The sequence below is a fragment of the Pseudodesulfovibrio profundus genome (assembly GCF_900217235.1).
Classification (GTDB): domain Bacteria; phylum Desulfobacterota; class Desulfovibrionia; order Desulfovibrionales; family Desulfovibrionaceae; genus Pseudodesulfovibrio; species Pseudodesulfovibrio profundus.
Genome location: NZ_LT907975.1, coordinates 3,204,314 through 3,222,660, shown reverse-complemented (window position 1 = coordinate 3,222,660; position 18,347 = coordinate 3,204,314). Strand labels below are relative to the sequence as shown.

The 18,347-nt window shown below is 55.3% G+C and carries 23 protein-coding genes and 1 tRNA gene; 22 read left to right on the top strand and 2 right to left on the bottom strand.

Annotation, left to right across the window (positions count from 1 at the left end; translation table 11 throughout):
- Positions 1-233: 233 nt before the first annotated feature.
- Together DPRO_RS20100 and DPRO_RS15175 are read left to right on the top strand one after the other, a co-directional pair.
- Positions 234-440 carry a helix-turn-helix domain-containing protein gene (locus DPRO_RS20100; protein WP_157917507.1) on the top strand — a complete coding sequence of 69 codons (207 nt, stop codon included), beginning with the start codon at positions 234-236 and terminating at the stop codon, positions 438-440.
- A 4-nt stretch (positions 441-444) separates the two neighbouring features.
- Positions 445-1,632 (top strand): site-specific integrase, encoded by a 1,188-nt coding sequence (locus tag DPRO_RS15175; protein ID WP_097012819.1) that lies wholly within the window; start codon positions 445-447, stop codon positions 1,630-1,632.
- Positions 1,633-1,709: 77 nt separating this feature from the next.
- On the opposite strand, the gene DPRO_RS15170 is transcribed toward DPRO_RS15175, so the two are convergent.
- Positions 1,710-1,785, bottom strand: a tRNA-Ala gene (locus DPRO_RS15170).
- A 100-nt stretch (positions 1,786-1,885) separates the two neighbouring features.
- Positions 1,886-2,707 (bottom strand): nitroreductase family protein, encoded by an 822-nt coding sequence (locus DPRO_RS15165; protein ID WP_097012818.1) that lies wholly within the window; start codon positions 2,705-2,707, stop codon positions 1,886-1,888.
- Between the two features lie 198 nt (positions 2,708-2,905).
- Here DPRO_RS15165 and DPRO_RS15160 point away from each other — a divergent pair, with 198 nt between their 5' ends.
- The 20 genes from DPRO_RS15160 (at position 2,906) to DPRO_RS20350 (ending at position 18,253) form a co-directional block, all read left to right on the top strand.
- The gene (locus DPRO_RS15160) at positions 2,906-3,904 is read left to right on the top strand and encodes an ABC transporter permease (RefSeq protein WP_097012817.1); all 999 of its coding nucleotides are present in this window, start codon (positions 2,906-2,908) and stop codon (positions 3,902-3,904) included.
- Positions 3,901-4,743, top strand: coding sequence for an ABC transporter permease (locus DPRO_RS15155; RefSeq protein ID WP_097012816.1), 843 nt, complete (start codon positions 3,901-3,903; stop codon positions 4,741-4,743). Before DPRO_RS15160 ends, DPRO_RS15155 begins: the two co-directional genes overlap by 4 nt.
- The gene (locus DPRO_RS15150; protein WP_097012815.1) at positions 4,740-5,228 is read left to right on the top strand and encodes a GNAT family N-acetyltransferase; all 489 of its coding nucleotides are present in this window, start codon (positions 4,740-4,742) and stop codon (positions 5,226-5,228) included. The genes DPRO_RS15155 and DPRO_RS15150 overlap by 4 nt, the downstream gene beginning before the upstream one ends.
- A 2-nt stretch (positions 5,229-5,230) precedes the next feature.
- Positions 5,231-6,448, top strand: a complete 1,218-nt coding sequence (locus DPRO_RS15145; RefSeq protein WP_097012814.1) for an alginate lyase family protein — start codon at positions 5,231-5,233, stop codon at positions 6,446-6,448.
- Positions 6,449-6,459: 11 nt separating this feature from the next.
- On the top strand, positions 6,460-8,079 hold the full coding sequence (locus tag DPRO_RS15140; protein ID WP_097012813.1) for a DNA repair protein RecN: 1,620 nt from the start codon (positions 6,460-6,462) through the stop codon (positions 8,077-8,079).
- A gap of 86 nt (positions 8,080-8,165) precedes the next feature.
- Positions 8,166-8,759: a MarC family protein gene (locus DPRO_RS15135; RefSeq protein WP_097012812.1), complete on the top strand. Its 594-nt coding sequence runs from the start codon at positions 8,166-8,168 to the stop codon at positions 8,757-8,759.
- A gap of 51 nt (positions 8,760-8,810) precedes the next feature.
- Entirely contained in the window at positions 8,811-9,563 is a 753-nt protein-coding gene (locus tag DPRO_RS15130; RefSeq protein ID WP_097012811.1) for an acyl-[acyl-carrier-protein] thioesterase, read from the top strand.
- On the top strand, positions 9,548-9,991 hold the full coding sequence (locus DPRO_RS15125) for a GNAT family N-acetyltransferase (RefSeq protein ID WP_232005618.1): 444 nt from the start codon (positions 9,548-9,550) through the stop codon (positions 9,989-9,991). The genes DPRO_RS15130 and DPRO_RS15125 overlap by 16 nt, the downstream gene beginning before the upstream one ends.
- 77 nt (positions 9,992-10,068) lie before the next feature.
- On the top strand, positions 10,069-10,857 hold the full coding sequence (locus tag DPRO_RS15120) for a transporter substrate-binding domain-containing protein (protein WP_157917506.1): 789 nt from the start codon (positions 10,069-10,071) through the stop codon (positions 10,855-10,857).
- Positions 10,858-10,974: 117 nt separating this feature from the next.
- On the top strand, positions 10,975-11,493 hold the full coding sequence (locus tag DPRO_RS15115; RefSeq protein ID WP_097012808.1) for a nitroreductase family protein: 519 nt from the start codon (positions 10,975-10,977) through the stop codon (positions 11,491-11,493).
- The gene (locus DPRO_RS15110; protein WP_097012807.1) at positions 11,493-12,113 is read left to right on the top strand and encodes an MBL fold metallo-hydrolase; all 621 of its coding nucleotides are present in this window, start codon (positions 11,493-11,495) and stop codon (positions 12,111-12,113) included. Before DPRO_RS15115 ends, DPRO_RS15110 begins: the two co-directional genes overlap by 1 nt.
- 50 nt (positions 12,114-12,163) lie before the next feature.
- Entirely contained in the window at positions 12,164-12,352 is a 189-nt protein-coding gene (locus tag DPRO_RS15105) for a hypothetical protein (protein WP_097012806.1), read from the top strand.
- Positions 12,353-12,365: 13 nt separating this feature from the next.
- Positions 12,366-12,968, top strand: a complete 603-nt coding sequence (locus tag DPRO_RS15100; protein WP_097012805.1) for a flavodoxin family protein — start codon at positions 12,366-12,368, stop codon at positions 12,966-12,968.
- 47 nt (positions 12,969-13,015) lie between these two features.
- Positions 13,016-13,693, top strand: coding sequence for a ComF family protein (locus DPRO_RS15095; RefSeq protein ID WP_232005617.1), 678 nt, complete (start codon positions 13,016-13,018; stop codon positions 13,691-13,693).
- A gap of 147 nt (positions 13,694-13,840) precedes the next feature.
- Positions 13,841-14,152, top strand: a complete 312-nt coding sequence (rplU, locus tag DPRO_RS15090) for a 50S ribosomal protein L21 (protein WP_097012803.1) — start codon at positions 13,841-13,843, stop codon at positions 14,150-14,152.
- 20 nt (positions 14,153-14,172) lie between these two features.
- A complete protein-coding gene (gene rpmA, locus DPRO_RS15085; protein WP_097012802.1) occupies positions 14,173-14,442 on the top strand; it encodes a 50S ribosomal protein L27 in 270 nt (89 codons plus the stop codon).
- Between the two features lie 128 nt (positions 14,443-14,570).
- Complete coding sequence (obgE, locus tag DPRO_RS15080; RefSeq protein ID WP_097012801.1) at positions 14,571-15,620, top strand: GTPase ObgE; 1,050 nt, start codon at positions 14,571-14,573, stop codon at positions 15,618-15,620.
- A 96-nt stretch (positions 15,621-15,716) separates the two neighbouring features.
- On the top strand, positions 15,717-16,880 hold the full coding sequence (gene proB / locus DPRO_RS15075) for a glutamate 5-kinase (protein WP_097012800.1): 1,164 nt from the start codon (positions 15,717-15,719) through the stop codon (positions 16,878-16,880).
- Positions 16,881-16,890: 10 nt separating this feature from the next.
- Complete coding sequence (locus DPRO_RS15070; RefSeq protein WP_097012799.1) at positions 16,891-18,060, top strand: MFS transporter; 1,170 nt, start codon at positions 16,891-16,893, stop codon at positions 18,058-18,060.
- A gap of 49 nt (positions 18,061-18,109) precedes the next feature.
- Positions 18,110-18,253, top strand: coding sequence for a hypothetical protein (locus tag DPRO_RS20350; protein ID WP_173806803.1), 144 nt, complete (start codon positions 18,110-18,112; stop codon positions 18,251-18,253).
- Positions 18,254-18,347 lie beyond the last annotated feature (94 nt).

Genomic DNA, 18,347 nt, shown 5'->3' with positions numbered 1-18,347 from the left:
CCAATTGGCCCCTGTCAGCCTATGCTGGCAGGGGCCTTCTTCCATCTTTCGGTCCCTTTTCTTCACTTTCGCTCTTTTTTCCTATGGTCTCGCTCTTGACTCGGAAAACCCTCATGGTGTCAGACTTAAGGGTTGGCAGAGTTTTTCCAATAACCATCTCAACCCAAGGGGAACCAGACGGGTACGCGCAAGCGGTAGGAGGCTTTACGTACGGTCCTATGGAGCCCTTAACAATGACAAATGAACCGAAGTTGTTAACAATCAACGAAGTCGCCCGTATCCTGCGGGTTCACCGTGCAACGATTTCCCGCCTGATCAATTCTGGCGCGTTTCCTTGTATCGCGGTAGGGTCAAGACGGTTGGTCCTTGAAAAGGATCTGCTGTCGTTCATTGAAAATCGAAGAAGAAGCTTGGCGGCGAACAGTCCGAAGGGGGCATAGCGACATGGCTACAGTCACTATCGCGACACGTTCGCTGAAAAAAGGAAAAGCGTACGTCATTCACTACAAAGACCCGGAAACGGGCAAGAAGGAATACCACAAGACGTACCGACGGAAAGACCTGGCCCAGGAAGAAGTCAACAGGGTGCGAACCCTGATTGATAGCGGCAAATTGCCGACCAAGGAAGCAAAGCAACCCAAACAGCAGTCCCTGCCCACCTTCGGGCAGGGGGCCCTGCTGTGTCAGGCGGAATGGGACCGGAAACTGGGGGAAGGGAAGATTGGTACAGAAAGTCATTCTGGATATGGCTACCTGCTTGCCCCTGTCCTGAAGAAATGGAAGCACACTCTGCTCCACGACATTGATGAGGACACCATCCGGGATTACCGCATCGGTATAGCCGAAGCGACCAAGGCAAAGCTGATCGCCAAGGGCGAAGAAGGCAAGAACTGCAACGTGCTTGCGAATCGCCGACTGTTTGTCATCAAACAAGTATTCGCACAAGCAGAACGGCACGGCTTGATAGATAAGGATGTGGCAAAATCCATCCCATATCTGTCGGAAAAGGACAGCGAAAGAAAAAACGCCCAGAAGCCCATTGAAGTCGACGCGCTGCTTAAAGCGGCAGCCCAACGCAGGGCAAAGCATTACATGGTACTGGCAATCCTGCTGGCCGTGGAACATGGATGCAGCACACAGGAAATACTGGCATTGAAATGCTCAGATATCGATCTTGATGAAAACCGCATCACATTCCACCGCACTAAAAACGGTGTCACCCGATCACACCAAATCATGCCCCGGACCCGGAATGCGCTCATCGCTCGATTCGAGCATGTCGCAAAATATCGGAAAAAGCGCGGAGTGAAGGCCAAAGGCGATTTCGTGATCGGCCACATGGACGGCACCCCGTTCAAGTCAATCGACACCGCATGGTCAAACCTGTGCAAAGATCATGACTTCAACGATCTGCACTTCCATGACCATCGCCACACATACTGCACCAACGTGTTGTTGTCCGGCAGCACGCTCAAGGAGACCAACGTCATGATCGGCCACAAGACCCTGCGCATGACAGACAGGTACAGCCACCTTGAAGGGGTGATGGATAACACCCCGCAAAACCGCTTGGCACAGCGTTATGCCATGACCGGCACCGAAAACGGCCCGTCGGAACCTGCGGACACATAGCGGACATATTCCTGAAATCCGCCATAAGACACGGAAAAAGGGTTCCAAGTATTCACTTGAAACCCTTAACTTTCTTGTGGTGGAGCTGGAGGGAATCGAACCCACGACCTCTTGAATGCCATTCAAGCGCTCTCCCAACTGAGCTACAGCCCCACGTCGTTGGGTGGAGTGTGTTTATTCCAAGTTTGTGTCAGATGTCAACAGCAAAACACCATTTTTTTTCTGCATTCTTTCTGTTGCCAGTTCTGCAACGCTATACTTCGGCGCGACGGATGGTTCCGCCCGGGCGTTGGACTGTTCGGTGATACTTTACATCCGGCAGGCCGAACGACATAGCACAGACGATCTGATGATCCTCGGGGATGCCGAGTTTGGCGCCGATTTCCGGCACCAGACCGGTGGCGACTACTCGAAAAATGCCATTCCACACGGTACCAATGCCGTGGCTATTGGCAAGAAGTTCAAAGTAACTCATTGCGATATGGCAATCCGCCTGCGGAGAATACGTGTCCGGTGGAGCCGACGCAACCAACAGGTGCGGGGCATTGCGGAAAATGATGTCATACCCTTTTGCACACCCTTCCAGATACTTTTCCATCCGCTTGAGTTCAGGCGGAATCTTGCCTTCACGGGCCACCTGCAACGCAGCTTCAGTCACTTCCTTGCGAAAACGATCCATGGCCACGGGATCATCAATCAGGGTGAGCACCGTGTTTCGCTGATTGACCGCAGTGGGAGCGTGGGAGGTAATCTCAAGCAGATGGTGAATGAGCTTCGGGTCCACGCCCTCTTTCTTGTAACGGCGCGTAGACCGACGTCCCATAATGAGTCGTTCCATGGATTCGGGTGTCGGGAATGCATCCTTGAGGGGCAGGCTCTGTTCCGGGTCCTTACCCAAAATGGACAGAGCTGCTGTGGGACATACCGCCAGACAGTGCTGACACTCTATGCACGACGACTCCCGCTCGGCAGGGATGACCGGGTATTCATCCATCTCGATGACTCCCCACAAACAGTCCTTCGCACACTGCTCACATTTTATACACTTTTCCGTGTCTACCTTGAATTGCAACATGATATACTACCTCGCTATGGCGTGAAATCGATTATTGATGCACCTACCCTACCACATCATGAAATATGGGTAAGAGGGCACTTTTTGGGAACCAGGACACGTGGAGGAGACCACCCGCCACTTTATTGATTAGCCGCATTGATTCGCCCCGCTCCTTGCTGTAAGAAATACGGACGGTTGGCACAACACGGAGAGTATATGGCCCAAGTTATCAAACGAATATTACTGAAACTTCTATGGGTGGGAGTGGTTTTCCTCGGGATCACTGTCATCAGTTTCTGGGTCATCCACCTTGCTCCGGGATCGCCGACCGATCTCCAGACAACGCTCAACCCCGAAGCGGGCATGGAGGCGCGTGCGCAACTGGAAAAGCTGTACGGCCTCGATAACCCCCTGCACATCCAATACATCAACTGGCTCGACCGGCTCGTGCACCTCGATTTCGGCCAATCCATGTCCGGCGACCACCGCCCCGTATGGGACAAGATCAAGGAACGGCTACCGCTGACCTTCGGCATGAACGTCGCATCACTGGTCCTGACACTGCTCATAGCCGTTCCGGTGGGTGTAGCTGCTGCCTGGTGGCGAGGTGGTGCCTTTGACAAAATTTCCACCGTGGTCGTCTTTATCGGCTTTGCCATGCCGGGATTCTGGCTGGCCCTGCTGCTGATGCTCTGGCTGGGCATCAACTGGCCCATCCTGCCCATTTCCGGCCTGACATCCCTGGGCTACGAGTCCATGTCACCCGTTGAAAAAGTCTGGGACATGGCAAAACACCTCATCCTGCCGGTGTTCATCTACACTTCCGGCTCCTGGGCGGGCATGTCGCGTTTCATGCGCTCGTCCATGCTCGAAGTCCTGCGACAGGACTACATCATGACAGCACGGGCCAAGGGCTTGCCCAGCCATGTGGTTCTCTTCAAGCACGCACTGCGCAATGCCCTCATGCCGGTCATCACCATCCTCGGGCTGTCCGTGCCTTCGCTCATCGGCGGATCGGTCATCATCGAGTCAATTTTCGCGCTGCCGGGACTGGGGCAACTTTTCTATCAGGCGGTCATGTCCCGCGACTACCCGCTCATCATGGGCAGCCTTGTTCTGGGCGCCGTGCTCACGCTCATCGGCAACCTGCTGGCTGATGTGGGTTACGGTCTTGCCGATCCGCGCATCCGCATAGGCCAGGGGAGGAAAGGATGAAGCGTCGCCCCATAAAGCGCACACCGGCCTGGCTGCGTCACGCATTGCTCTTCCTCGGTGCATTCATCGTCGGCACCATGTCGCTGGCTGCGGTATTCGCGCCATTGCTGGCACCGTTCGATCCCAATTTCATCAACGTGGACGCCCTGCTCCAGCCGCCATCCCTGACCCACCTGATGGGCACGGATGCACTGGGGCGCGATGTGTTTTCCCGCATCCTCTATGGCGGACGAGTCTCGCTCTGGGTGGGCTTTGTGGCAGTGGGTATCGCCACCTCCATCGGACTGGTCCTCGGCCTGATATCCGGCTATTTCGGACGAATTGTCGATGAGATCATCATGCGCGGGGTTGACGTCATGCTCTGCTTCCCGTCGTTCTTCCTGATCCTCGCGGTCATCGCCTTCCTTGAGCCGAGCCTGACCAACATCATGATCGTCATCGGACTGACCGGCTGGATGGGCGTGGCCCGCCTTGTCCGCGCCGAGACCCTGTCCATTCGCGAGCGCGATTATGTGCTCGCAGCACGGGCTGCCGGAGCCGGTTCGACGCGCATCATATTTCGCCATATCCTGCCCAATGCCATGGCGCCGGTACTGGTATCGGCCACCCTTGGCGTGGCAGGAGCCATCCTGACCGAATCGTCATTGTCTTTTCTGGGGCTTGGCGTACAACCGCCTGACGCCTCATGGGGCAACATGTTGCTTGAGGGCAAAGAGGTCCTCGGCATAGCGTGGTGGCTGTCGGTATTCCCGGGCCTGGCCATCCTTTTCACCGTACTGGGGTACAACTTACTGGGCGAGTCCCTTCGTGACTGGCTCGATCCGAGGTTAAAACAATGAGTTCATTACATACACGACCGGCAACTGAAGACGATGTATTCATCATGGAACAGATCATGCGCGACGCCTTTGCCGCCAATCATGCGCACTTTCTCCCCGAAGCACACGTACGGGAGTGGTTCGATTCCAACAAACCGGAACAGGCCATCAGAAAAGGTCTTGAACGCGCCGGAATCGTTGAGATCATGGGCCGAATCGTGGGATTCGTCACGTATGAAGACAATTTCATCGAGGAACTGTGGGTTGATCCGAACTACGAAGAACAGGGAGCCGGTCGCGCTCTGATCGAATGGGTCGAGGAAGAGTACCGCTCCTGGGGATATCCGACCATGACCATCTACTGCTATGAAAGCAACACCAACGCACTGGAATTTCTCAAAAAGATGCGCTTCAGACGCGCGTCCCAGTTCCTTTCCGACGATGTCGCCGGGGGGCCGGTCGTTGTCTACAACATGCTGAAAATGGTAAAAAATCTGAAGCGGTAGCCATGCGCAAACGTCTTTCGGCCCTGACACTGTCACTGTTCGTCCTTCTGACGACGACAGTGGCTGTGGCGGCCAGGACGCCAAAGACGATTGTTCTGTCGCCACAGATATTGCAGACTGCCAAAGAGCGCACTTTGCAACGTGACCCCGAAATCATGGAGGCGTACCAGCAACTGCTGATTGATGCTGACAATGCGCTTGATGCACCGGTGGAGTCCGTGGTTCTCAAGCCGACACCACCGCCCAAAGGGGATCTGCATGACTATTGGTCCCTGGCACCGGACTGGTGGCCGAACGACAAGGCCTTCCATAGCATCCCCTACGTCCATCGTCCTGGCGAGCGGAACCCGGAAGCCGATAGCGACCGGTTTGATTACGCACGGATGGAACGGGGGACACGGCACGCCATAACGCTCGCACAGGCGTGGTACATGACTGGCAACGAAGAGTATGCTGGCAAAGGAACTGCGCTCATATGGGCCTGGCTCTGCGATTCTGCCACCCGCATGGAACCGAACCTCCAATTTGCGCATATGCGTCCGGGTAAGCGAGCAGGAAGGTGGATAGCCTCCCCGACCGGAATCACCGAGACAAGATTGCTGATCACCATTGCGGATGCGGCCCGTCTGCTGGAGCCCTCGCGAGCATGGAGTGCTGCTGTTTCCAACAAGTTCGAGGCGTGGTTTGAAGACTACGTCGACTGGCTGCAACGCTCGCCACAGGGCCGACAGGTATCTGCCATGGAGGACGCCAACGGCACATGGTTTGATGCCCAACTGACGGTATTCGCCATGCTCATAGGCAAAGAGAACCTTGCACGGTCCATTGTCGGAACCGTCACCCCCAGACGCATCGAGTGGCTCATACAACCGGATGGGAGCATGCCGCACGTCATGTCGCAGGCTGACCCGCTGGAAGCCACGTTGCTCAATCTGGAGGCCTTTCATACGCTGGCCACTGCTGGCGAGTCCCTTGGAATCGATCTCTGGCACTGGCGATCCGGGGCGGGTGTGCCGTTGAAAGATGCACTCGATCATGCGATGACGCGCCTGGAGCAGAACACGGAATTGACCGAGGATGAGAAAAATTTCCACCTGTTGCGGCTTTCGCCCCTTTTACACCGCGCCGCCGTGGTGTATAAGGATGACCGCTACCTTGATTTCCTTCACGCGCTGCCGCAGGAACTACGCACTCGGGACCGCGCGCAACTATTTCATTAGGCTGGTATGACATGCTGGAAGTGCTTCGTATTCGCAATCTTGCTTTGATAGACGACGTTGAGCTGGAATTCTCTCCCGGCTTGAACACGCTCACGGGTGAAACCGGTGCGGGTAAGTCATTTATCATGCGCGCCGTCGACTTCCTCATGGGCGAACGCATGGAAGCCAAGCTGGTCCGCCCCGGCACCGAAAAAGCCTCGGTCGAGGCCCTGTTTGTCCTGCCCGAAGGAGAAACGGTCATCCGCCGCGAACTGTCCGCTCTTACGGGACGAAGCCGTGTCTACATCAACGACACCCTTTCTTCGCAGCCCACCATTCGTGACATGCGATCCAAGCTCGTTATCCACACCAGCCAGCACGGACAGCAAAAACTTCTTTCACCTTCGTTTCAGGCAGAAATCCTTGATTCGTTTCTGCCCGATCCCGGCTTGGTGATCGAGCGAAACGAAAAACTGGCCACCTTGCAGGATGTGCTGGAACGCAAAAGGCAACTCCTCGAAAAATATGACGAGGTGCAAAAACAGCGGGACTTCCTCGAATACCAGAAAAAGGAAATCGAGAAGGTCGACCCCATGCCCGGCGAAGAAGACGACCTTGAAGAGCGCAAAAAGGCGTTGAAGGCTCAGGAACGGGCTGGTGAATGTCTGCAAAATGCGCTGGATGTCCTGCACGGAGAAGTCGGACTGCTCGATGCCATGACCCTCCTGACCCGTGAGATGGAGATCATTGCACGCATGTTTCCCGGCTTTGAGGATGATCGGGACGCCATCGAAGAACTTCGGATGATGCTCCACGACCTCGATTCCCGCCTGCGCAGAGGGCCGAAAGGATTGGGCGATGAAGATGAAACCATGAGCCTTGATGATATCGAGGAACGTCTTTTCGAGTTGGCGAAACTGAAACGCAAACTGCGCAAGGGGCTGGATGAGATCGTCAACCTGAAGGAAGAGATCGAAACCAATCTCTCGTTTCTGGATGCCTGCGCGTTGGACCTCAAGAATCTTTCCACCGAAGAAAGTAAGGCTGCCAAAGAACTGTCTGCCGTGCTGGAGACACTGAACAAGGCACGCAAAAAGGCGGCGAAAACCCTGTCGATCCGGATCGTTGATGAACTGACCGATCTGGGTTTTTCCGAACACGTCAAAGTACATTTTGATTTTGAAACCCGTGAGCTTTATCCGGGCTGCGAAGATTTGCGCGGGCGATTGATGTGGGTTCCCAACCCGGGACAGACCGCCCAGCCATTGGACAAGATTGCTTCGGGCGGTGAATTGTCCCGCTTCCTGCTGGCCCTCGTGACCATGCGCCGCGAAGAGGACAACGACCACGACGCACTGCCGTCACTTATCTTTGATGAAGTGGACGCCGGGATTGGCGGAATGACGCTCAACTCTGTGGGCGCAAAGCTCCGAACACTGGCTGACCGGCAGCAGATGTTGCTCATCACCCACTGGCCGCAACTGGCAGGTAAAGCGGACCGTCACTTCCTCATCCAGAAGGAAGTGATCAATGACGAGACCTTCACTCGCTGCAAACGACTGGATGGGGATGAGATAAAACAGGAACTGTCCCGAATGTCCGGCGGCGGCGAACAAGGCGATGCACTGGCCGAGCAGCTATTGAAACAATAATCGTCCACAACGAATTTCTTCTGTCCGAGGCGCAGCCTCCTTTCTCAATAAACGAAAACCGGCATGGCAATCCGGAGTAATTACCTATGATCAATCTCTATATATCCCTGTACATCAAACTGTTCTTTCTGCTGACGCCCTTTTTTGTGCTTTCGGTTTTCCTTTCTTTCATCGAAGGGATGGACGTCCACGAGCAGCGAAAACTGGCCATCCGCACTATGTTCTCGGTTCTGGTCATCGCATTGATTCTCTATTTTGCCGGGAACCCCATTTTTGCCACACTGGGCATTACCCTTGACGGTTTCCGCATCGGCGCTGGAGGATTGCTTTTCCTTTCGGCTGTGTCGCTGGTCTCGGGCAAGCGCACCAAGCCGGAACCCGATGACGATGCCGACGTTGCCGTGGTCCCCCTTGCCATTCCCATCACCGTAGGACCGGCCACCATCGGTACCCTGCTCATTCTTGGTGCGGAACTGGGCGGTACCACACAGAAACTGATCGGCGCCGCGTCGTTGGTCACAGCATGTCTGACCGTCGGCGTCATGCTCTTCATCGCTCCGGCCATCAAACGACTCATCGGCACCATGGGCTTGTCCGTCCTGACCAAAATCACCGGTCTGGTACTTTCAGCCATGGCTGCGCAGATTGTCTTCACGGGAATCAAGAACTTCCTCGGCTAATTCCATTTCAGCTCGATAAATCCACTTCCTCAGACCAGGGAAAGTACCATCATGGAAAAACTCACATTCGAACAGCAATACACCATCCGCTCCTATGAACCCCGACCTGATGGGCACGTTGCCATCACATCACCGTGCAACCACCTTCAGGACATTGCCTCCCGCCACGCCGAGACCCTCGGATTCGGATTCCACGATCTGGAAGCCACCGGCCACGTGTGGGTTCTGGCCCGACTCCACCTGCGCATGCAGCGCCTGCCCGTGTACGGGGAATCAATCAAGATCACGACATGGCCGTCGGCCAACGAGCGGCTTGTGGCACTCCGCGATTTCATTCTTGAAGACGACAACGGCATCATCGGACGTGGCACCACATCCTGGGTCGTACTGAACCTCGAAACCCGCCGCGCAGACAAGCCCGAAACCGTCCTTGATGACCGGTTCATCCCGGAACGGGAACGCGCCCTGACCTTCCCCACCAAGGCGATCACCCGGCTCAAGGACGGTACGCATAGCACCACCCTGACGGCTCGGCGTTCAGACATGGACATCAACCGCCACGTCAACAATGTCCGCTATGTGGAATTCTGCCTCGAATCCATCCCCCAGGAATGGATCGAATCCAATCGCTGCATGGGTGTCGACGTTCAGTTCCGGGCAGAGTCCCATCCGGGCGATGAGTACACCTCCTCCTGCTCGAAGGAGACAGCCGAAGGTGACGAGTCCACCTATCTGCATTCTCTGATCCGCACTTCCGACAACAAGGAAATAATCCGGATGCGTTCCTGGTGGGAAGCGGTATAGGCTTGGAGTACCAACTGACCTTTTCCACCACAGGCGTTGACTGGCAAACGGCTGCAAGCATCTTTGAAAAGACAGAGCTTGGAGTCCGTGAAGCAGCCCGACTTGAGCAAGCTTTCGAAAGCTCGACTCTCGTCTGCTTCGCATGGAATGGAGAGAAACTGATAGGCATGGGGCGAGCGCTTTCGGACGGCGTGTACCAATCCGTGATTTATGATCTCTGCATCCTTCCTGAATATCAAGACAATGGACTGGGGCGCACCGTGATGCAGGAAATACTGGCGCGACTCAAAACACCAAGCGTCATCCTGTGGTCAGTTCCAGGCAAGGAAGGATTCTACACCAAACTCGGATTCCACACCATGCGTACAGCCATGGCCCGCTTTGAACATCCTGAAGTCTCGGCGCAAAAAGGGTACATAAAATTATAAAGAATACTACACCAATCGGGATTTATTGTGTACATATAAGCATGATCAAGTACTTTATACCACTTATTGTATGCATCATGATTTTCGCTCTCCCCCTGACGGTAAAAGCGGAGTCTGTGCAAAAGAATGGATTGATCATTGCCCAAAGCGAAGCGAACCCGCCGTTTTCCTATCTGGACGAAAGCGGAGAACCGCAAGGATATATTATTGATCTGTGGCGTGCATACAGCAACATCACAGGCACACCGGTCACGTTCAAGCTCACCACGTTGCCCCAATCAATCACACTGGTCAAAACCGGTGAAGCCGATGTGCACGGAGGGCTTTTCCCTACCCCGGACCAGGATCGTTTCCTTGAGTATGGCCAAGTCGTCACGACCATCGCATCCGCCATTTTCATTCATGGCGATCTCGAAAATTCCGCAATCGAGGACTTCCCGGTGGCAGTGGTCACGGGGTCACATGCTGAGACAGTGATGAGAGAGAGCAGCCCAGACAGGTACCTCCTCCACTTTGAAAACATGCAGAACATTCTGGAAGCCGCGAGCAAAGGATTGGTAAAAGTCATTGCTGGCAGCACGCCGAATGTTTTGTACTACCTGCGCGAGAGAGGGCTGGATACGCAGTTCATCAAGCAGGAGACACTGAGCGTCGACGAGCTGCATATAGCCGTTGCCAAAGGGAATGCCCAACAACTGGCTGAGATAGCCAAGGGGTGGTCTCAAATCGACAAGTCCCTTAGAAAGCATATCCATGATGTCTGGTTCATCAAGGACACGCCAATGCCCTCATGGGTTCCCCCTGTCACGGTAACAACATTTTTCATTTTGATTCTGGGGCTTTTACTCAGACGCTTTCTCCGCTGATTTCCCTTGCCGACACAATGGTGCAACGGCTCCGCATGTCAACACCTGGGGCCAACACTTGCCCGACAAAGCGGTCTAGGGTACACAATAGCCTGAAACCAAGGAGAAAAATTCTCAATGCAAGATGGAAACAGCATACTCAACGCACTACATGAACGCCGATCCATTCGGAAGTACACCGATGAGCCGGTTTCGACCGAATCGATCAAGACCATCCTCGATGCTGGCCGTTGGGCGCCCAGTGGACTCAACAACCAGCCCTGGCGCTTTCTTGTCGTTCAAAAAGGCGACCCGAGAATGGAAAAACTGGCTGACTGCACCAAATATGAACACATCGTACGCCGGAGCGCTGCCTGCATCTGCGTGCTTTTGGAAAAGGAAGCCATGTACAGCGAGATGAAAGACCATCAGGGCGCAGGTGCCTGTATTCAGAATATGCTGCTGGCAACCCATGCCCTCGGCCTTGGGGCCGTATGGCTCGGCCAGATAGTCAACGATCAGTCCGCATCCCTTGCGGCCATCGACATCGACGAAAATAAATACGAGCTACAAGCTGTCATTGCACTGGGGCATCCGGACCAGAAAGGCAGCTCCGAACGCAAACCGTTATCCGATCTTCTTTTGGAGGAATTATAATGGAAATCAAGGTGTTTCCCCTCGGTCCGCTGCAGACCAACTGTTATGTCCTGGCGGGCGATAAAGAGGCTGTTGCCATCGATCCCGGCGGTGACCCGACCCCGGTGCTGGACTACCTGAAAAGCAATGGGCTGACACTGACACATGTGCTGAACACCCATCTGCACTTTGACCACACCGCAGGCAACCGCCGCCTCTCGGATGAGACCGGTGCTCCAGTCATCTGTAGCAAGAAAGACCTGTATCTCCTCGAAAGTGAACTGGGTCAGGGCGGCACATTCGGCCTGCCCCCCATCGAAGAGTACAACACGACACAGATTGAACCGGGTGAGCATGAGTTCGCCGGCTTCAAGTGTACGGTCTTCCACACCCCCGGCCATTCCTCCGGCAGCCTGACGTTCTACTTCCCCGAAGCCGAAGCAGCCTTTGTGGGGGATCTGATATTCTACCGCTCCATTGGTCGCACTGACTTCCCTGGCGGTGATCTGGACATTCTCAAGAAGGCGGTCAAAGACAACATTTTCACCCTGCCGGACAATACGACCCTCTATCCGGGACATGGGCCGGAGACCACTTCCGACGATGAAAAGAACCACAACCCGTTCTTCAGTGAATTCTAATGGCCGATCCGATCACCATAGATATTCGCGACAAGTGTTGAGGTGTCGGCATGGAGGTAGGTTGGTACCTCCGTTTGGGCAAGACCGACAGGGTCGAGGCGCTGGTCTCCCCCCAGGGAGCTGATCAGGTGCGCCATCAGAGGCATATCTCAACGGATTGGGATTTCCGATTTGAGGAGTGCGGCGATCATGTGCGTGCCATCATGACGCGCAAGAAACCGCTGTTCAATACCGAATAGGAACAGGACGACCATGGACGCAGTCATCTACGCAGGCAGCCATCGAAAAGGCGGCAACTCCGATCACGCGGCAGAGCTTCTACAGGAAGGAATCCGACGGGCCGGGGGCAATGCGGCAATTCACTTCGTGCGCGATGCCCATATCCTGCCCTGCATTGCCTGCGGGTTCTGCGACAAGACAAAGAGCGTTACGCACAAAAAACGGTGCGCCATCGCCCATAAGGATCAGGCCTGGGAGCTCTTCGAGCCGATATTCACGGCCAGAACCATCCTGTTCGCGTCCCCGATCTATTTCTACCACCTTCCGTCGCGGCTCAAGACCTGGATAGACCGCGGGCAGCAGTTCTGGCAGGCCCACATGGACAAGGAACCCTGGATTGCCGAACTGCCGCAACGCAAAGCACACGCTGTTTTGGTCGCCGGTCAGCCATCCGGGGAAAAGCTCTTTGAGGGAGCACGGCTCACGCTCAAGTATTTTGTCCAGAATTTCAACATGGCACTGGATGAACCTTTGGCCCTTCGAGGTATCGACAGTGTCGGGGACCTGATAAAACGGCAGGATTTCGAATCACGGATTATCCAGTATGCCGAACGGGTCTGGAACGAATCACATTGATACTACCTTCTTTTTTTCACCGGATGGCAAGCTGGGCCGGATTGACCATGAGCCGATGCCCTGTCTGCTCGCGACTGACAGACGTTTGCGAGCAAGGCGCCTGCCGTGAGTGTGCACAGCAACTCACCGTGAGAAAAGGCGGGTACTGCACGCGGTGTGGCGAACTCTTTGCCGATGACGATTCCCCGCCCATGCTCTGCGGCGAATGCCGCACCACTCCCACGCCGTGGGAAGCGCTCCATTTCCATTCCATATACACAGGCCCCCTCCGTCACCTTATTCTAAAATACAAGTTCAGCGGAGCGCTGGGACATGCCACCCTGCTGGGCAATTTGGCTGTTCAAGCCTATACCCGCAGGGACGGACAGAAACCGGACATCATTGTTCCAGTGCCGTTGCACAAACGCAGGCTCCTGTGGCGAGGATTCAATCAAAGCGCCGAACTGAGCAAGGCATTGGGCAAACACACCGGTGCACCGGTCATCCACGCCGCACTCCAACGCGTCCGATACACTAGGCCGCAGACACAACTCGACCTGGCGCAACGACAGTCCAACATCAAGTCAGCCTTTACCGCGACACGGGAACTGGTGGAGGGCAAGCACATTCTATTGGTTGATGATGTGTACACGACAGGCGCTACACTGCGTGAATGCGCCCGGACACTCATGCAGGCTGGAACCGCGAGCATCAATGTTTTCGTGCTGGCCCGGGCACTGCGATAAAATGTCATCTATAGCTTGACCGACGGCTCCGGTACGGGCAATGTATCGCGTTGTGGAGAAAAATCGCAAAAAATTATTGCGGGGGGCTTGACTTCTCAGCCGAGTTGCGGCTAGGTTGCCTCCTCTTACGAACTGGAGGTTTTAACTATGTTTGCTATTATCGAGACCGGCGGTAAGCAGTACCGCGTTGAAGAAGGTCTTGAACTCAAAGTAGATTTGCTCAAAGTCGAAGCTGGCGAAAAGCTCAGCATCGATTCCGTTCTCCTGGTAGACAAGGACGGCGACACCAAGATTGGCGCTCCGTATGTTGACGGTGCAAAGGTCGAGTGCGAAGTTCTCGGTCACGCTCGCGGCAAAAAGGTTGTGGTTTTCCACAAGCTGCCCAAAAAAGATGCTCGCAAAAAGCAGGGCCATCGCCAGGACTATACATCCATCAAAGTCAAATCCATCACGGCGTAACTGCCTGAAGGGAGGATAACATGGCTCATAAAAAAGCTGGCGGTAGTTCCAGAAACGGTCGCGACAGTATAGGTCAAAGACGTGGCGTGAAGCGCTACGGTGGTCAGGAAGTTCTGGCTGGCAACATTCTTGTTCGCCAGGTTGGCTCCACATTCCACGCTGGAGAAGGCGTCGGTACCGGCAGGGATTACACCTTGTTCGCTCTGCGTGACGGCGTCGTCAAATTTGAGAAGTACAGCCGCAACAAGGTCGTCAAGACCCGTGTGCACGTACTTCCCGCCGAAGCCTAGGCTTCGAACGCAAGCATTTTCTCCGGGCAGGGGGCGCTAGACCGCTAGCGGCTCCTGCCCTATTTGTGTTCGAATATGGTTTCGGAAAACGTGTTATATAACACCACTATTAGCGGAAAGAGGACATCATGCGATTCGTTGATGAAGCGATAATCACTGTACGTTCAGGCAAAGGCGGCAACGGCTGCGCAAGTCTGCGACGCGAGGCCAACGTCCCCAAAGGCGGCCCTGATGGCGGCGACGGGGGTAAAGGCGGCGATGTGATTTTTCGTGGCACAAACCGTCTGATGACCCTGTACGATTTCCGCCTGCATCGCCACTACTTCGCCAGAAACGGTGAAGGAGGCATGGGACGCGACCGCTACGGCAAGGCTGCTGATCCTTTGTATGTCGACCTCCCCGTCGGCACCCTCGTTTATGAGGTGACAGAGCATAAGGACGGCACAACCAGCGAAGAACTCATTGCCGATCTGGTTTCGGACGGCGAAGAGATCGTCATTTGTGAAGGTGGACGCGGCGGACGCGGCAACCTGCACTTCAAGTCGTCCACCAACCGGACTCCCCGCTATGCCGAACAAGGCTTTCCGGGTGAGGAACGTCGCATTCGACTGGAGCTGAAGATCCTGGCCGATGTCGGTCTGCTTGGTTTACCCAGCGCTGGCAAGTCGACCTTCATATCCAAGGTATCCGCGGCTCGTCCCAAGATCGCGGCATATCACTTCACCACGCTGGTACCGAATCTCGGAGTCATCGAAAACGAGGAATTCAACCGCATGGTCATTGCGGATATTCCCGGCCTCATCGAAGGTGCGCACGAAGGCCGCGGTCTCGGCATCACCTTCCTCAAACATGTTGAACGGACCCGTTTTCTCGTCCACATTCTCGCTGTTGAAGACCTCAACCGTGAAGATCCGTTGGACGGCTACGAGATGTTGACCCAGGAACTGTGCCAGTACAGCCCGGAACTGGGTGACAAGACGCAGATCAAGGTCATCAACAAGATCGACACGCTGAGTGAAGACGAACTGGCCGAGCTCAAAGCTACGGTCGAAGCCACAGGTGAAACCGTCTTTTTCATCTCCGCGCTGAACGGCGACGGTATTGAAGCATTGATGGACGAAATGTGGCGCCAGCTTGACCGGCTGAACAAAAAGGAAGAGGCAGAGACCTCTGACTAGCACTCGTTAGCAGTCACCGGCCTCCGATTTTCAATGGGGTTTTGACCCCAAGTCATTTCTTGCCACCCCGCACGGGGATGCTGTACGGTGCCCTCCATGACGAGAACCGACATCAATCGCGAAAATCTGCTGGAAAACGTTCGGCGTGTGGTCATCAAAGTCGGCAGTGCCGTCCTGACCACTCCTGAAGGTATAGATCCCCATGCCATTGAACGGCTTGCCGCCCAGATCGCCATCTTGAGCAATCGGAACATGGAAGTCGTGCTGGTTTCATCCGGTGCCGTTGCTGCAGGTCGGCAGCGTATCTGCGAACGCATGAAAAACTGCAGTCGTGAATACAACGACATGGCATCACGCCAGGCCGCCTCTGCCATAGGTCAGGGACGCCTCATGCATGACTACGACGAAGCATTCGCCCGGTACGACAAGGCAACTGCACAGGTTCTGCTCACCCGAAGCGGGCTCAAGCGCAGGAGCCGGTTTCTCAACGCTCGCAACACCATGGAGCGCCTTCTTGAGTGGGGAGCCATTCCCATCGTCAATGAAAACGACACTGTCTCGACCCGCGAGCTGGAGTTCGGCGATAACGATACCCTCGGTGCCATGTGCCTCGGGCTGGTCGGTGCAGACCTGTTCGTGAACCTGACCAGTGCCGATGGCGTTTATGACCGCAATCCCGATACCAATCCCGACGCAAAGCCCATCCCCGTCATCGAAAACATCGCCTGCATGGACATTGAAGCCATGTGCGACGGCAAGACCAACGTGGGAACCGGCGGCATGTATTCCAAGCTCCGCGCCGCTCGACGAGCAGCCCAGTTGGGTGTGCCCACCCTGATTGTTTCCGGCAAAGGGCCATTTGATCTTGTTGCTGCGCTGGAAGGCACCTGCGGTGGCGGGACCCTGGTTCTGCCCGAGTGCAAGACGGTTTCGAGCAAGAAGTTCTGGCTGGCCTATCACGACGACCCTTGCGGTTCGATACTCATCGACAAAGGGGCTGCCAGAGCACTGCTGACCAATGGTAAATCACTGCTGCCCATCGGCATCAGCGACATTCGAGGCTGCTTTGACCGCGAAGCTTTGGTTTTCATCAAGACGCTGGACGGCGATGAACTGGGCGTTGGCATGTCCAACTTCTCTTCGAGCGAATTGGAACAGATGAAAGGCAAACGGACCGATGAAATTGAACTGATCTTCGGCGCCGACATTCCGGACGAAGCTGTTCACCGCGACAACATGCTTCTTGACGCTGCCATCTAACGGATACAATTTGCGACGCGTCTATCTCGATACGAATCTCCAACTGATCTTCGGCGTCACGCTGATGGCAATCCTCGGGGTTTCGTCCATCATCCCGGCCCTGCCCGACATCATGCAGGAGCTGGACATAACGCCTGTACAGATCGGACTGGTCATCTCCATTTTCACCCTGCCAGGCGTCCTCTTGTCGCCGCTGGTCGGGGTACTGGCTGACCGCATCGGCCGCAAGGTCATCCTCGTACCTTCCCTGTTCGTCTTCGGCGGGTTCGGCTTTGCCTGTTTTTTTGCCCAGTCATTCGAGCAACTTCTGGTTCTGCGATTTTTGCAAGGCGTGGGCGCAGGACCACTGGGCGTCATCTACGCAACCATCATCGGCGATCTGTACGAGGGCAAAGAGCGCGGGCAGGCCATGGGCTACAACGCCAGCGTTCTGTCCATCGGTACGGCAGCGTTTCCTGCCGTCGGTGGCGTACTTGCCTTGATCGGCTGGAAGTGGCCATTTCTCCTACCATTGCTGGCAATCCCCCTCGGGCTGGCCATTTCCACGCGGCTCGACAGCCCGGAACCAAGCAATAACAGTAGTCTCAAAGAATATTTCAGCGAAGCCTTGACCCGGATGAAGACGAAACAGGCACTCAGCCTGTTCGCCACGACACTGGTGACCTTCATCATCCTGTATGGTCCCATTGTCACCTATCTGCCTATCCTGCTCGATACGCGCTTCGATGCGAACCCGGCTTCCATCGGTCTGGTTTTCCTCATTTCCTCGGGCTTCTCCGGGCTTGCCTCCTTTCAGTTGGGCCGCCTTTCAAGCTCCTTCGGCCAGCGACCACTGCTGATTGCGGCCGCCATCCTGTACGGATTTTCCATGGTGCTCATGCCCATGGCCCCCGGCATCTGGCATGTGATTCCACCTGTCATCTGCTTTGGTCTGGCTCAGGGGCTGAACATCCCGACGGTCATGACAATGATATCCTCCCTCGCCCCCATGGAACAACGCGGGGCGTTCATGGCAGCCAACGGTTTCCTGCTGCGACTGGCGCAGACACTGGCCCCGATTTTCATGGGCGGCATCTATGGTCTTTTCGGCATGCAGGCGATCTTCATCACCGGCCTGCTCTGTGCCGTTGCCATTCTGCTGCTGGCTCTTCTGGTCATCCGTAATACGGATACGCCCTAACGCTCAGGACAACATCTGACGATAAGAAAGGTAACCAGGGAAGGTTGTCATGAGTTTACGATCCCATCTTCAACACACCTTAAATCCGTTGCATGTCTATTGCCGGTTGCGCTCCATGGGTATGGCCCACAAGCCCGCCCACGCAGTAACGCACTGCTATGAACGTGTGCTGTACCGCTTGGTACTGGCATAAGCACTGCCACGGCAGGTGCGGTTTCATCAGCAAGTGACGGGCAATTGCCTTTCATGCAGTAAGCGCGGATTGTGCAGGAAATAATCAGCACAGG